The sequence below is a fragment of the Neoroseomonas marina genome (genome assembly GCF_012927745.1).
Taxonomy (GTDB): Bacteria; Pseudomonadota; Alphaproteobacteria; order Acetobacterales; family Acetobacteraceae; genus Neoroseomonas; species Neoroseomonas marina.
The window spans coordinates 28947-43309 of record NZ_JABBKX010000011.1 but is presented as its reverse complement, the minus strand read 5'-3'; the positions used below and the strand labels follow the sequence as shown (position 1 = coordinate 43309).

Below are 14363 nucleotides of genomic sequence, written 5' to 3'. Positions count from 1 at the left end.
GGGCCGGCAGGGATGGGAGACAAAGGATGCGGAAGCTGCTGTTGGCGGCCGCGCTGGCCCTCGGGCTCGGCGCGGGATGGGCGGAGGCGCGCACCGTGCGCTGGGCCGCCTCGGGCGATCCCAACACCATGGATCCCCACAGCCAGAACGTCGGCACCGTCACCATGGTGCTGCAGCAGATCTACGACACGCTGATCGCCCGGGACCAGGAACTCGGGCTGGCGCCGGGCCTCGCGACCCGCTGGGAGCAGGTCGAGCCGACCCGCTGGCGCTTCTGGCTCCGCGACGGCGTGAAGTTCCACGAAGGGCAGGCCTTCACGGCCGATGACGTCGTCTTCAGCGTGACCCGCGCGCAGCAGCCCACCTCGAACTACGCCATCTATGTCGATACGATCGAGCGCTCGGTGCAGGTGGAGCCGCTGGTGGTCGACGTCATCACCCGCGTGCCGGACCCGATCCTTCCCAACAAGATCGCGTCGCTGATGATCATGTCGCGGTCCTGGTCCGAGGCGCACAATTCCACGCGCCCGCAGAACACCCGCAACCGGGAGGAGATGTACACCACCCGGAACACCAACGGCACCGGCGCCTTCCGCCTGCAGAGCCGCGAGCCGGACGTGCGGACCGTGATGGTGCGCAACACCGACTGGTGGGGCTGGAACGAGCCGTCGAGCCGCGAGGCGAACGTCACCGAGATCATCTATCGCCCGATCTCCTCCGACGCGACGCGCATCGCCGCGCTGCTGTCCGGCGAGGTGGACTTCGTGCTCGACCCGCCGCTGCAGGACCTCAACCGCCTGCGCGCCGCGCCGAACATCAAGGTGGTCGAGGGCCCCGAGGTCCGCACCATCTTCCTCGCGATGGATGTGCACCGCGACGAGCTGCTGTACTCCGACGTGCGCGGGCGCAATCCGCTCAAGGACCTCCGGGTGCGGCAGGCGCTGTACCAGGCGATCGACATCCAGGCGATCCACCGCACCACGATGCGCGGCCAGTCGGTGGTGACCGGCACCTTCTTCCCCCCGCAGGTGAACGGGTATTCGCGCGAGGAAGACGTGCGCCTGCCCTACGACCAGGCCCGCGCGCGCGCGCTGCTGGCCGAGGCCGGCTATCCGAACGGTTTCGAGATCACGCTCGACTGCCCGAACAACCGCTACATCAACGACGAGCAGATCTGCCAGGCGATCGTCGCGATGTGGGCGCGCGTCGGCGTCCGGGCGCGGCTGAACGCGATGCCGCTGGCGCCCTTCTTCGCCAAGATCCAGCGTGACGACACCTCGATCTACCTGCTCGGCTGGGGCGTGCCGACGCTCGATGCGCTGTATTCGTTCCAGTCGCTGCTGCGGTCTCGCGACGGTGGGCAGGGCAACGGCATCTGGAACTACGGGCGGTATTCCAACCCCCGTATGGACCAGCTGATCGAGATCATGACCAACCAGTCCGGCGCGCCGCGCGACGCGGCGATCCGGGAAGCCCTGCGGATCTACCGCGAGGACATTCCCCACATCCCGCTGCACCACCAGATGATCCCCTGGGCGATGCGGTCCAACCTCACCATTCCGCACATGGCGAACAACCAGCCCTACTTCCGCTGGGCGCGCATGAACTGAGGAGTGACGCGGGCGCGGTGGCCATCGCCGCCGCGCCCGCACCGGAGCGAGAGCATGTTCGCCTTCATCATCAGCCGTATCCTGCAGGCGGTGCCGGTCATGCTGACCGTCGCCCTGATCTCGTTTGCGATGTTCGCCTATGTCGGCGACCCCGTGGCGATCATGCTCGGGCAGGATTTCACCGAGGCGCAGCGCGACCAGCTCGTGCGCGACCTCGGCCTCGACCAGCCCTTCTGGGTGCAGTTCGCCACCTTCATCGGTCATGCGGCGCAGGGCGAGTTCGGCCTGTCCTACCGCCTGTCCCGCCCGGTCGCCGAGCTGATCGCAGAGCGCGCGCCGGCGACGCTGGAACTGGCCTTCACCGCGGCGGCGCTCGCGCTGCTGATCGGCGTGCCGATGGGGGTCTACACGGGCCTCTACCGCCATTCCTGGCTGTCCCGCTTCTTCCTGACCTTCAGCCTGATCGGCGTGTCGCTGCCGACCTTCCTGATCGGCATCCTGCTGATCCTGGTCTTCGCGGTCTGGCTCGGCTGGTTGCCCTCCTTCGGGCGGGGCGACACGGTGAACCTGGGCTGGTGGACGACAGGCTTCCTGACGGTGTCGGGCCTCAAGGCGCTGGTGCTGCCGGCGATCACGCTCGGCCTGTTCCAGCTCACGCTCATCATGCGCCTGGTGCGCGCCGAGATGATGGAGGTGCTGCGCACCGACTACATCAAGTTCGCCCGTGCCCGCGGCCTGCCGAACCGGGTGGTGCATTTCGGCCATGCGCTGAAGAACACGCTGGTGCCCGTCATCACCATCGTCGGCCTGCAGCTCGGCGCCATCATCGCCTTCGCCATCGTGACCGAGACGGTCTTCCAGTGGCCGGGCATGGGCCTGCTGTTCATCCAGTCCGTGGGTGCGGCCGACATCCCCGTCATGAGCGCCTACCTGATGCTGATCGCCCTCGTCTTCGTCACCATCAACCTGATCGTCGACCTCCTCTATTACGCGGTGGACCCGAGGCTACGCATCGGGCGCGGGAAGGGGGGGCACTGAACCATGGCCGCCGCCGTGCAGCGTTTCCTCGATTCCGACCTCTGGTGGTCCTTCCGCCGGTCTCCGGTAACGGTGGTCTCGGCCATCGTCGCGCTCGTCTGCATCCTCGGCGCCGTGCTCGCGCCCTGGATCGCGCCCCACAACCCCTTCGATCTCGCCAGCCTGAACCTCAGCGACGCCTTCAAGCCGCCCGCCTGGGACGAGGACGGCGCCGCCGAGTATCTCCTCGGCACCGATGACCAGGGGCGCGACGTGCTCTCGGCCATCATGTACGGCGCGCGGGTGTCGCTGCTGGTCGGCCTGTCCGCGACGATCTTCGCGACGGTGCTGGGCGTCTCGCTGGGCCTGACGGCAGGCTATGCCGGCGGACACGTCGACAGCGTGCTGATGCGCATCTGCGACATCCAGCTCACCTTCCCGTCCATCCTGGTGGCCCTTCTGGTGGACGGCGTGGTGCGTGCCGTGCTGCCGCGCGAGGTGCACGACCAGATCGCCCTGTTCGTCGTGATCTTCGCCATCGGCATCAGCGAATGGCCGAAATTCGCGCGGACCGTGCGCGGGTCGACGCTGGTCGAGCGCAACAAGGAATACGTCCAGGCGGCGCGCGTCATCGGGGTGCCGTCGCTGCGCATCATGTTCAGCCACGTCCTGCCGAACGTGATCGGGCCGATCCTGGTCGTCGCGACGCTCAACCTCGGCCTGGCGATCCTGTCGGAAGCGACGCTGTCCTTCCTGGGTGTCGGCGTGCCGCCGACCCAGCCCTCCCTCGGCACGCTGATCAGGATCGGCAACGACTTCCTGTTCTCGGGCGAGTGGTGGATCACGATCTTCCCGGGCGTCGCCCTCATCGCGATGGTGCTGTCGGTCAACCTGCTCGGTGACTGGCTGCGCGACGCGCTCAACCCGAAGCTGCGCTGATGTCCAACGTTGCTCCCCTGCTGCAGGTGAAGAACCTGCGCGTCGAATTCCCGACCCGGCGTGGCACGCTGGTCGCGCTCGACGACGTCTCCTTCGATATCGCGCCGGGCGAGGTGCTCGGCGTCGTCGGTGAATCGGGCGCCGGCAAGTCCATGACGGGGGCGGCCATCATCGGCCTGCTCGAACCCCCCGGGCGCATCGCGAAGGGCGAGATCCTCCTCGGCGGCCGGCGTATCGACAATCTCCGCTACGAGGAGATGCGCCGGATCCGCGGCAAGGAGATCGGCGCGATCTTCCAGGACCCGCTGACGACGCTGAACCCGCTCTACACGGTGGGTCGCCAGCTCGCCGAGACCATGACCACGCACCTGCCGATCGGGCCAGGCGAGGCGCGCAAGCGCGCGATCGAATGGCTCGAGATGGTGGGCATCCCCGCCGCGGCGCAGCGCATCGACAGCTACCCGCACGAGTTCTCGGGCGGGATGCGCCAGCGTGTCGTGATCGCGCTGGCGCTGTGCGCCGAGCCGCGGCTGATCGTGGCGGACGAACCGACCACCGCGCTCGACGTCTCGATCCAGGCGCAGGTCATCGCGCTGCTCAAGCGCCTGGCGCGGGAGAAGGGCACGGCGATGATGCTGGTGACGCACGACATGGGCGTCATCGCCGAGACCGCCGACCGCGTCGCGGTCATGTATGCCGGCCGCGTCGCCGAGATCGGCCCGGTGCGGGAGGTGGTGAAGCACGCCAACCACCCGTACTCGGCGGGCCTGATGGCCTCGATTCCGCCGCTCGACCGGCGAGTGGAACGCCTCGCGCAGATCGACGGTGCGATGCCGCGGCTGTCGGCCATCCCGAAGGGCTGCGCCTACAACCCGCGCTGCCCGCAGGTCTTCGACAAATGCCGGACCTACCGTCCGGACCTGATCAACGCCGGTACGACACAGGCCGCGTGCTGGCTCTACGACACGGAGGCGCCCCGTGGCTGACCCGGTGCCGATGCTCGAGGCGCGCGACCTGGCGCGCCATTTCGACGTCTCGCGTCCCTTCCTGCAGCGCCTGCTGGCGCGGGAGGAACGACGCACGCTCCGCGCGGTGGACGGCATCTCCTTCACCATTCCGAAGGGAACGACGCTGTCCCTGGTCGGGGAATCCGGCTGCGGCAAGTCGACCGTGGCGCGGCTGTCCGTCGGCCTCTACGGCCCCACCGCGGGGTCCGTCCGCTTCGAGGGCCGCGACCTCGCGGAGGCGCGGTCGCTCGCCGACCAGCGCCGGCGCATGCAGATGATCTTCCAGGATCCCTATGCCTCGCTGAACCCGCGCTGGCGGGTGAAGAACATCATCGCCGAGCCGATCCATGCCTTCGGCCTGGTGAAGAGCAAGGGCGAGGAGGAGAACCGCGTCGCCGAGCTGCTGACGCAGGTGGGCCTCTCCCCGCTCGATGGCGAGAAGTTCCCGCACGAATTCTCGGGCGGCCAGCGGCAGCGCATCTCGATCGCGCGCGCGCTGTCCTCGAACCCGGAATTCCTCGTCTGCGACGAGCCGACCTCGGCCCTCGACGTCTCGGTGCAGGCACAGATCCTGAACCTGATGAAGGAACTGCAGCAGCGGCTCGGGCTGACCTACCTCTTCATCAGCCACAACCTCGCGGTGGTGCGGCAGATCTCGGACCGCATCGGGGTGATGTATCTCGGGCGGCTGGCGGAACTCGCGCCGGCCGAAAGCCTCTTCAAGCGCCCGCGGCATCCCTATACGCGCGCGCTGATGGAAGCGATCCCGGACCTCGACATGACGGGGCGGGAGCGCATTCCGGTGGGTGGGGAGGTGCCGTCCCCGATCACCCCGCCGTCCGGCTGTGCCTTCCATCCGCGCTGTCCGCTGGCGAACGAACGCTGCAAGCGGGAACGGCCGGAGATGAAGCCGGCGGGCGACGCGATGGTCGCCTGCCACGCCGTCGAGGAAGGCCGCGACGACGCCATGCCGATGCCGGCGATCGCCCGGACGGCGGCCTAGGTCGCCTTCGCGGCGGCGATCCGCGCGCGGAGATCGGCGTCGATCTCCGCGAAGTCGCGCGGGATGATGTCGCCGTCGCCCGGGGAGCCGACGGCCTCGAAGATCGCCGCGGCAAGGTCGGAATCCTCGCGGCCCAGCGCGGCGGCGAAGCTGTTCGGCGCCACCGGCGCGCCTTCGGCGGCGAAGAACAGCAGCACGGCGCCATCGGCCGCGCTGGTCCATCGCCAGGTGTCGCGGTCGATCCGGCGCTTCGCGTACCAGCCATCGTGGCGCGGGTCGTCGCTGACGCTCGACAGGTCGAGGAACAGCGTCCGGCCCGGCCCGGCTGGGCTGAGGTGCATCACGCCGTGCTCGTGCTCCACGAACCAGTGGCGGGCGTCGCGATGCAGCGTGTGGCGCTGGACACACCCGGCCTTCGCGTCGCGCCGCAGCGCGAGGGCGACCTGCCGCACGCGCTCCGATTCCGCGGCGCCGCGACGATGGATGATTGCCGCCGGGATCAGCAGGATCATCGATCCGACGATCAGCACGATCCAGGACGCGGTGTCGATGATGCCGAAGGCGTAGTCGAGCAGCCCGAGCGCTGCGAAGATGATCAGCACGACCGGCGCGATGCCGAAATGCGTGCGTCCGCCGCCATCCATCTCGTCGGCGCGCTTGCGCATGCGCGTCGTCTCGGCCTTCGACGCGGCGGCCTGTTCGACGGCGTAGGGCAGGGCGTCAGTCACCGATCGTGACGCCTTCGCGCCGCGGATCGGCGCCGCCGACCAGGCCTTCGGGCGTCACGCGGATGATCTGCAGGCCGGAATTCATCTCGCGGACCTGCACCTCGTGCCCGAGCGCGCGCAGCGCGGGGGCGAGCGCGGCTGCCGGCGTGTCCGCCTCCACTTCGATCCCGTTGCCGACGCTGCCCACATGCGGCAGCGCGGCCGCTTCCTGCGGCGTCATCCCCCAGTCCAGCATCGCCACCAACGCCTGCGCGACATAACCGATGATGCGCGCCCCGCCCGGCGATCCCGCGACGATGGACAGTCGTCCCTCGCAATCCAGGACGAGGCTTGGCGACATGGACGACCGCGGCCGCTTGCCGCCCTGGACCCTGTTCGCAACCGGGCGGCCATCCTGTTCGGGAATGAACGAGAAATCCGTCAGCTCGTTGTTGAGCATGAAGCCACGGACCATGATGCGGGCGCCGAACAGCGCCTCGATCGTCGTGGTCATGGACACCGCATTGCCTTCGGCATCGACGATCGAGACATGGCTGGTGCCGGCCTCGTGGTCCTGGGTCTGGGGGGCATAGGTCGCCTCGCGCCAGGGCGGGTTGCCGGCGCGCGGGGCGGCGATGGCACGGTCGCGGTCGATCAGCTGCGCGCGCGTCGTGAGGTATCCCGGATCGACGAGACCCAGCACCGGCACGGAGACGAAGGCCGGATCGGCGACATAGGCGTTGCGGTCGGCGAAGGCGAGGCGCCCGGACTCCCCGATCAGATGCGCTGCATCGACGCCGCGCGGATCGATCCGCGGCATGTCGAAATGCCCCAGCAGGCCGAGGATCTGCGCCACCGCGATCCCGCCCGAGGAGGGCGGGGGGAAGCCACAGACGCGCCAGCGGCGATAGGGCGCGCAGACGGCTTCCATCCGGTGTGGCGCGTAGGTCGACAGATCCGTCGCCGCCATGGCCCCCGGCAGCACCGGATGGTGCGTGACCGCGGCGAGGATGTCCTCGGCGATCGGCCCCTGCGCCAGGGCCGCCGCACCCTCTGCGGCGATGGCGCGCAGCGTCGCGGCCAAGGCGGCGTTGCGCAGGCGGTGCCCGGCCGGCAGGGGCGCGCCCTGCTCGGTGAAGAAGTAGCGCGCGGCGTTCGCGTCGCGTCGCAGCAGCGTCGCGTCGGAGGCGATGTCGCGAGCCAGGCGCTCGCTCACCGGGAAGCCCTCCTCGGCGAGGCGGATCGCCGGATCGAACAGGCGCGCCCAGGGGAGGCGACCATGCTCGCGATGCGCGGCCTCGAGCATCGCGACGGTGCCTGGCACTCCCACGGAGCGGCCGCTCGCCACCGCCTGCAGGAAGGGCATGGGCCGCCCGTCGCGGAGGAAGAGGTCCGGACCCGCCGCGGCGGGTGCGGCCTCGCGGCCCTCCCAGGCGACGATGCGGCCGGATCCGCCCTGGAAGTGCAGCAGCAATGCGCCACCGCCGATGCCCGAGGATTGCGGCTCGACCAGCGTCAGGACCATCTGCGTCGCGACCGCGGCGTCGACGGCGCTGCCCCCGGCGCGCAGCATCTCGAGCCCGGCCTCGGCGGCCAGCGGATGGCCCGCCGCGACCATCTGCCGTCGCGCCGGCGCCTGCGCGGCGGCGACGCCGGTCAGGAGCAGCAGGAGGAGGATGGCGCGGCGCAGGATCATGCCGGCATGATAGCGGCATGAGCGGTTTCGGCGACACGACACGACGCCTGCTGCGCGGGCGGCGTGCCGAGGCCGCCGGGCGCGGTGCCGAGGATGTCGCCGCGGCCGCGCTGGCCCGCGACGGCTGGAGGGTCCTGGCGCGGCGGACGCGGACTCCGGCGGGGGAACTCGACCTGGTGGCGGAACGCGACGGGCTGCTCGCCTTCGTCGAGGTGAAGGCGAGGCCGTCCCTGACCGAGGCCGCCTTCGCCCTTGGCGCCCGGCAGCGGATGCGCCTGGTCGCGGCGGCCGAATGGTGGGTCGCGGCGAATCCCGGCCACGGGGAGGCGGGGATGCGCTTCGACGTCGTCATCGTCGCGGCGGACGGCACCGTGCGGCGGATAGCGGACGCCTTCCGGATCGGCGACTAGGCGGCGGCGCGACCCGGCATGCGGTGGCGGAAGGCGAGGGCCTCCGCGACATGGGCGCGGCGGATGGTCGGGCTGCCCGCCAGGTCGGCGATGCTGCGGCCGACCCGCATCATGCGCACATGGGCCCGGGAGGACAGGCGCAGCCGCGTCGCCGCGGTTTCCAGCAGCGCCTCGGCCTCGGCGTCGAGCAGGGGGTGCAGGTGGCCGATCTCGGCCTCTGCGTTGTTGCGTGGGCCCGCATCGCTCCAGCGGGCGCGCTGGGCGTCGCGCGCGGCCTGGACGCGGGCGGCGACGGTGGCGCTGGTCTCGCCCGCCGGGGCGCGCGTCAGTTCGGACGCGGGGATGGGCATGACCTCGATCGTGAGGTCCATGCGGTCCAGCAGCGGGCCCGAGAGGCGGCCCTGGTAGTCCTCCCCGCACCGCGGCGCGCGGCCGCATTCGCGCCCGGCCTCACCGAGATAGCCGCAGCGGCACGGGTTCATCGCGGCGATGCACTGGAAGCGTGCGGGATAGGTGACATGCGCGTTCGCGCGGCTGATGACGGTGCGGCCGGTTTCCATCGGCTGACGCAGCGCCTCCAGCGCCGGCCTCGGGAACTCCGGCCATTCGTCGAGGAACAGCACGCCGCGATGCGCGAGGCTGATCTCGCCCGGGCGCGCGCGGTGCCCGCCGCCGATCAGCGCGGGCATCGAGGCCGAATGGTGCGGGTCGCGGAAGGGCGGCCGCATCACCAGGCGCCCGCCTTCCAGCATCCCGGCGACGGAGTGGACGAGGGAAACCTCCAACGCCTCCGCCGGCGAGAGGTCCGGCAGCAGGCCCGGCAGCCGGGCTGCCAGCATCGACTTCCCCGCACCTGGAGGCCCGATCATGAGAAGGTTGTGCCCGCCGGCGGCGGCGATCTCGAGCGCGCGCTTCGCGCTTTCCTGTCCCTTCACCTCGGACAGGCAGGGCAGGGCGCGCGGAGCGGCTTCGGCCACAGGCGGGGCCGGCGGCGAGAGCAACTGCGTGCCGCGGAAATGGTTCAGCAGGGCATGGATGTCGGGGGCGGCGAGCACCTCTATCCGCCCGGCCCAGGCGGCCTCGCCACCCTGCGCGGCGGGGCAGATCAGGCCGAGGTCGCGCTCGCTCGCGCCGAGGGCCGCGGGCAGCACCCCGGCGACTGGATTGATCGACCCGTCCAGCGCCAGCTCACCAAGCGCGGCATAGCCCGCCGCTTCCTCCTTCGGGACGATCTCCATCGCGGCGAGCAGGGCGAGCGCGATGGGGAGGTCGAAATGCGACCCCTCCTTCAGGATGTCGGCGGGCGCGAGGTTCACCAGCACGCGTTTCGGCGGGAGGGAGAGGCCGAGCCCGGTCAGCGCCGCGCGGACGCGTTCGCGGCTTTCGGCGACCGCCTTGTCAGGCAGGCCGACGAGAAGGAAGGCCGGCAAGCCAGGCGCGATCTGGACCTGCACCTCGACCGGCACGGGATCGACGCCGGAAAAGGCGAAGGTGGCAATGCGCGCGATGGACATGATTGCTGCATACGAGCGTTGGTTGATGCAATAATCAACCTATTAGTTTCCTTCTCAAACCCACTGCCCCACCAGCTACGGTCTGAGCCAATGGTCATTGTCATGCGCGCTGCATGTCTCATCCTGGTTGCGATCGCCTTGATGCTGCCTGCCCGGGCGCAGGCGCCGGATGCCGCCCAAGCGGAGCGGGATGCGGCGATCGCCCGTGTGTTGGCGAGTGGTGATGGCCGTGGACCCGCCACGGCCTATGTCGTGGCCCGCGCGATCGAGGCGCATTCGGTGATCCTGCACCTGAGGTCGCCCTTCCTCCGGCAGCGATCCGTCGAGGAGAACGCGACCGTGCTCGACATCTGGACAGTGCGCGGCACGGATGGCGCCGAGCACGAGATCCACTTCCGCGTGCCCGCGCCCGACACCCTTCCGCCCGAGCAGCGGGAGGCGGAGCGGAACGTCCGCCGGATCCTGACATCGGGCGACGGGCTGACGCCGGAGACGGCTTTCGTGGTCGGCGGGGCGATCCCCGCGGAATATGCGATCCTGCGCCTGATGGGCCTGGAGCGGGGCGTGCAGGCTCTGGTCAACCGCGGCAGCTGCTATTACGACGTCCAGACGGCGCGCGACCCGGCAAGTGGCGAGACGCGCGAGATCTGGTTCCGCCTCGGCGGCGGCGGCGCGCTCGCCTATTCGGGCCGCTGCGAGCCAGCGCGGAACTAGGCGGCCGCGCGCTGCGCGAGCCGCATCAGCCGCCGGAAATTGCCCGACCACAGCAGGTCGAGTTCCCGCGCGCCATAGCCGCGGCGGTGCAGTTCGGCCGTGAGGTTCATCGTCTCGGAGGCATCCTTCCAGCCGGGAATGCCGCCACCGCCATCGAAGTCCGAGGACAGTCCGACATGGTCGATGCCGATGCGCGCGACCGCGTAGTCCACGTGGTCGGCCATGTCCTTCACCGTCGCCGGAGACTTCCCGCCGGACGGCGCCGCGCGGAGGAAACTGTCGAGCGCGGTGATCTGCACCAGCCCCGCCGTCGCCCGCAGCATGTCGAGCTGTTCGTCGTCGAGGTTGCGCGGATGGTCGCACAGCGCCTTGCAGCAGGAATGGGTCGCGACGACCGGCACGCGGGAGAGCTCGGCCGCCTGCATCATGCTGGATTTGGCGGCGTGGGAGACGTCGACCAGCAATCCGACTCGGTTCATCTCGGCGATGGCGGCGCGCCCGAGCTCCGACAGCCCGCCATGTTCGGACGGGCCGTCGCCGAGTTCGGGCCGCGGCCGCGCCGCGTCGGCGAGGTCGTTGTGCCCGTCATGGGTCAGCGTGAGGTAGATCGCACCGAGATCCCGCCACAGCGCCAGGCGCGAGAGGTCGCGCGCGAGCGCGTTGCCGTTCTCGACGGCGGACAGGACGCAGAGCGCGCGGGCCGCATGCGCGGCTTCCAGTTCCGCGGCCGTGGCGCAGAAGCGGCGCGCCTTGCCGTCCGCGCGGGACCGGATGTGGCGCAGCATCGCATCCGCCCGCGTCGCGGCGGCGGCGAGGCCTTCCGCATCGCGCTTGCCCTGCGGCGTATAGGCGATGAAGACCGCCGCCTTCAGGCCGCCGCGCAGCATCTTCGGGAAGTCGACGCGCCGGTCGGTCTCGCGCGTCGCATCCGGCGGTTCGGGCCAGCGGATGTCGATATGCGTGTCCAGCGTCAGCGTGGCGGCGTGGATCGTCGCGGCGTCGGTCATGCGTCACCCCAGGCGCCGAGGAAGCGCTCGAGCAGCGTCCCGATGACGTCGACGTTGTAGCCGCCTTCCTGCGTGATCGCGGTCGGCAGCTTCAGCGCGCCGATCATCTGCGCGGCGCGGGCGAAGCCGTCTTCCGTTACGGCAAGGGCGCCGAGCGGTTCGTCCTTCGATGCATCGAAGCCGAGCGCCACGACCAGCGCATCCGCCTTGAAGTCGCGGATCGGCGCGAGCGCGTAGCGCAGCGCATCGAGCCATCCTTCATCCGGCGTGCCGAAGGGCAGGGGCAGGTTCATGTTGCGTCCGTCGCCGGCGCCCGCGCCGCGTTCCGAGGTGCGGCCGACGAACCAGGGATAGTAGTTGTCCGGATCGCCATGCATCGAGATGGTGAGCACGTCCCCGCGCTCCCAGAAGATACCCTGCGTACCGTTGCCGTGGTGGCTGTCGATGTCGAGCACCGCGACGCGCGCCGCCCCGGCGTCGCGCAGCGCCTGCGCCGCGAGCGCCGCATTGTTCACATAGCAATGACCGCCGGCGCGGCCCGCATAGGCGTGATGGCCGGGCGGACGGCAGAGCGCATAGGCGGTGCGGCCCTGGGCCGCCTCCGCCGCGGCGGCGAGCGCGCAGGCCGCCGCCCCCTGGATGGCGGCCCAGGATCCGGGCCCGATCGGGCAGGCCGTGTCGGCGGTGTACCAACCAGTCCGCGCGATGATGTTGGCGCCCGTGCGCCCGCCCTGCGCGACCATCTCGGGGACGGGATGGATGTTGGCGACGACCTCCGGGCCCGGCTCGGGCAGCTTGGCCCAGTCGGTCGCGGCCGTGGCGAGGAAGTCGAGATAATCCGCGCGATGCACGGCCTCGAGCGCGCCGGGTGCGAGCGGCGGCGGTGCGGAAGGTGCGAGCCCCATCCGGTGCAGCGCCGCTTCGAGCGCCTCGGCGCGCGCCGGAATCTCGAAGTTGCGGCGAACCTGGCCGCGCTGGAGGAAGAAGGTGGGCGTATGCCCTGCCTGATCGGGATGCGCGAAGGTCTTCATCGTGGCGCGAGGCTAGGCAGGCACGTCGCGCTTGTCCACGCACCGAGGCGCGGGTCCCCTTGTCCCCCTTGCGGCCGGGGGGATAGCCTCGCGGCACAATCCAGGGAGACTTCGAACATGGCCGTCTCGCGTCGTGGCTTCATGGCTGCCGCTGCTTCCGCCCCCGTCCTGATGACCGTGCAGGAAGCGATGGCCCAGGGCGTCGCCCCGCGTCGCGGCGGGACGCTGCAGATGATGCTGACGCCGGAACCACCGGTGCTGCAGATCGGCGTGAACCAGCAGGGACCCACGCTCGCGGCCGCGCCGAAGATCTTCCAGGGGCTGTTGACCTTCTCCCCGACGCTCGAACCGCAGCCGGTCCTCGCCAAGTCCTGGACGATCAGCCCGGACGGCAAGGAATACGTGTTCACCCTGCAGGAGAACGTGAAGTGGCATGACGGCCAGCCCTTCACAGCGGACGACGTGGTCTTCTCCATCATGAAGTTCCACATGGAGCTCTCGCCCCGCGCGCGGGCGATCTTCAGCCTGATCGAGACCTGCGAGGCGAAGGACCCTCTCACGGTCCGGATCGTGCTGAAGCAGGCTTTCCAGCCTTTCCTGCTGATGTTCGACGCGACCGCGGCAGCGATCGTGGCCAAGCACCTGTTCGATGGGCAGGACTACCGCACGGCGCCGGCGGTGCAGCGCCTGGTCGGCACCGGTCCGTTCAAGCTCACCGAATGGCAGCGCGGCAACTTCGTGCGCATGGACCGCAACGAGACCTACTGGAAGCCGGGTCAGCCCTACCTCGACACCATCATCTACCGCATCATCCCCGACAGCCAGAGCCGTCGCCTCGCGCTGGAATCCGGCCAGGTGCTGCTGAGCCAGTCCTCGGACATCGAGCCCTTCGACATCCCGCAGCTGCGCCAGCGGCCGAACCTCGAGGTCGAGACGAAGGGCTGGGAGTACTTCTCCCCGCTGTCATGGATCGAGCTGAACCATCGTGTGAAGCCGCTGGACGATGCGCGCGTGCGGCGTGCGATGTCGATGGCGATCGACCGCAACTTCATCGTCAACCGGCTGTGGTTCGGCGTCGGCAAGCCTGCGACCGGGCCGGTGGCGTCGACCACGCGCTTCTTCGACGCCAATGCGAAGATCGCCGCCTTCAACGTGCAGCAGGCCAATGCGCTGCTCGACCAGGCGGGTTATCCGCGCAACGCGCAGGGCGTGCGCTTCACGCTGAAGCACATCCCGCTGCCCTATGGCGAGATCTGGACGCGCCTGTCCGAGTACCTGCGCCAGGCGATGCGCAACGTCGGCATCGCGCTGGAGCTCGAGAGCACCGATGCCGGGTCCTGGGCGCGGCGCGTCGGCAACTGGGAGTACGAGACGACGATCAACTTCGTCTACCAGTTCGGCGACCCGACGCTGGGCGTCGAGCGCACCTATGTCTCGACCAACATCCAGAAGGTCACCTTCACCAACACCGGCGGCTATGCCAATCCGCAGGTGGATGCGCTGTTCCAGCAGGCGCGCGCCGCGGCCGCGGCGGCCGACCGCGCCCGTGCCTTCAGCGAGGTGCAGAGGATCCTGGTGGAGGATGTGCCGCAGATCTGGCTGATGGAGCTGTCCTTCCCGACCGTCTACGACAAGAAGGTCCGCAACGTCATCACCACCGGCCTCGGCGTCAGCAAGTCCTTCGACGACGTCTTCATCGCCGGCTGAC

Annotated in this window: 13 protein-coding genes; 8 read left to right on the top strand and 5 right to left on the bottom strand. The window is 70.0% G+C overall.

The window, feature by feature from the left end:
- The first annotated feature begins 26 nt into the window (after nt 1-26).
- The 5 genes from GWK16_RS22240 to GWK16_RS22220 are packed head-to-tail and all read left to right on the top strand — an operon-like array spanning nt 27 to nt 5576.
- Entirely contained in the window at nt 27-1610 is a 1584-nt protein-coding gene (locus GWK16_RS22240) for an ABC transporter substrate-binding protein (RefSeq protein ID WP_170056179.1), read from the top strand.
- Between the two features lie 54 nt (nt 1611-1664).
- Entirely contained in the window at nt 1665-2648 is a 984-nt protein-coding gene (locus tag GWK16_RS22235; RefSeq protein WP_170056178.1) for an ABC transporter permease, read from the top strand.
- Nucleotides 2649-2651: 3 nt separating this feature from the next.
- Nucleotides 2652-3566: an ABC transporter permease gene (locus GWK16_RS22230; RefSeq protein ID WP_170056177.1), complete on the top strand. Its 915-nt coding sequence runs from the start codon at nt 2652-2654 to the stop codon at nt 3564-3566.
- Entirely contained in the window at nt 3566-4552 is a 987-nt protein-coding gene (locus GWK16_RS22225) for an ABC transporter ATP-binding protein (RefSeq protein WP_170056176.1), read from the top strand. Before GWK16_RS22230 ends, GWK16_RS22225 begins: the two co-directional genes overlap by 1 nt.
- Nucleotides 4545-5576, top strand: a complete 1032-nt coding sequence (locus tag GWK16_RS22220) for an ABC transporter ATP-binding protein (protein WP_338144541.1) — start codon at nt 4545-4547, stop codon at nt 5574-5576. The genes GWK16_RS22225 and GWK16_RS22220 overlap by 8 nt, the downstream gene beginning before the upstream one ends.
- On the opposite strand, the gene GWK16_RS22215 is transcribed toward GWK16_RS22220, so the two are convergent.
- Nucleotides 5573-6304, bottom strand: a complete 732-nt coding sequence (locus GWK16_RS22215) for a hypothetical protein (protein WP_170056175.1) — start codon at nt 6302-6304, stop codon at nt 5573-5575. The genes GWK16_RS22220 and GWK16_RS22215 overlap by 4 nt on opposite strands.
- The gene (gene ggt / locus GWK16_RS22210) at nt 6297-7979 is read right to left on the bottom strand and encodes a gamma-glutamyltransferase (protein ID WP_170056174.1); all 1683 of its coding nucleotides are present in this window, start codon (nt 7977-7979) and stop codon (nt 6297-6299) included. Before ggt ends, GWK16_RS22215 begins: the two co-directional genes overlap by 8 nt.
- Before the next feature lie 17 nt (nt 7980-7996).
- Between ggt and GWK16_RS22205 the strand changes: the two genes are divergently transcribed.
- On the top strand, nt 7997-8389 hold the full coding sequence (locus GWK16_RS22205) for a YraN family protein (RefSeq protein WP_170056173.1): 393 nt from the start codon (nt 7997-7999) through the stop codon (nt 8387-8389).
- Here GWK16_RS22205 and GWK16_RS22200 read toward each other — a convergent pair.
- Nucleotides 8386-9903 (bottom strand): YifB family Mg chelatase-like AAA ATPase, encoded by a 1518-nt coding sequence (locus GWK16_RS22200; protein WP_170056172.1) that lies wholly within the window; start codon nt 9901-9903, stop codon nt 8386-8388. The genes GWK16_RS22205 and GWK16_RS22200 overlap by 4 nt on opposite strands.
- A gap of 141 nt (nt 9904-10044) precedes the next feature.
- Here GWK16_RS22200 and GWK16_RS22195 point away from each other — a divergent pair, with 141 nt between their 5' ends.
- The gene (locus GWK16_RS22195; RefSeq protein WP_170056171.1) at nt 10045-10617 is read left to right on the top strand and encodes a hypothetical protein; all 573 of its coding nucleotides are present in this window, start codon (nt 10045-10047) and stop codon (nt 10615-10617) included.
- Here the strand turns inward: GWK16_RS22195 and GWK16_RS22190 are convergent.
- Both GWK16_RS22190 and GWK16_RS22185 read right to left on the bottom strand, forming a co-directional pair.
- Nucleotides 10614-11624, bottom strand: a complete 1011-nt coding sequence (locus tag GWK16_RS22190) for a dipeptidase (RefSeq protein ID WP_170056170.1) — start codon at nt 11622-11624, stop codon at nt 10614-10616. The genes GWK16_RS22195 and GWK16_RS22190 overlap by 4 nt on opposite strands.
- Nucleotides 11621-12655: a histone deacetylase family protein gene (locus GWK16_RS22185; RefSeq protein WP_170056169.1), complete on the bottom strand. Its 1035-nt coding sequence runs from the start codon at nt 12653-12655 to the stop codon at nt 11621-11623. Before GWK16_RS22185 ends, GWK16_RS22190 begins: the two co-directional genes overlap by 4 nt.
- Nucleotides 12656-12772: 117 nt before the next feature.
- Here GWK16_RS22185 and GWK16_RS22180 point away from each other — a divergent pair, with 117 nt between their 5' ends.
- Complete coding sequence (locus GWK16_RS22180; RefSeq protein ID WP_248291560.1) at nt 12773-14362, top strand: ABC transporter substrate-binding protein; 1590 nt, start codon at nt 12773-12775, stop codon at nt 14360-14362.
- Nucleotide 14363: the final 1 nt, after the last annotated feature.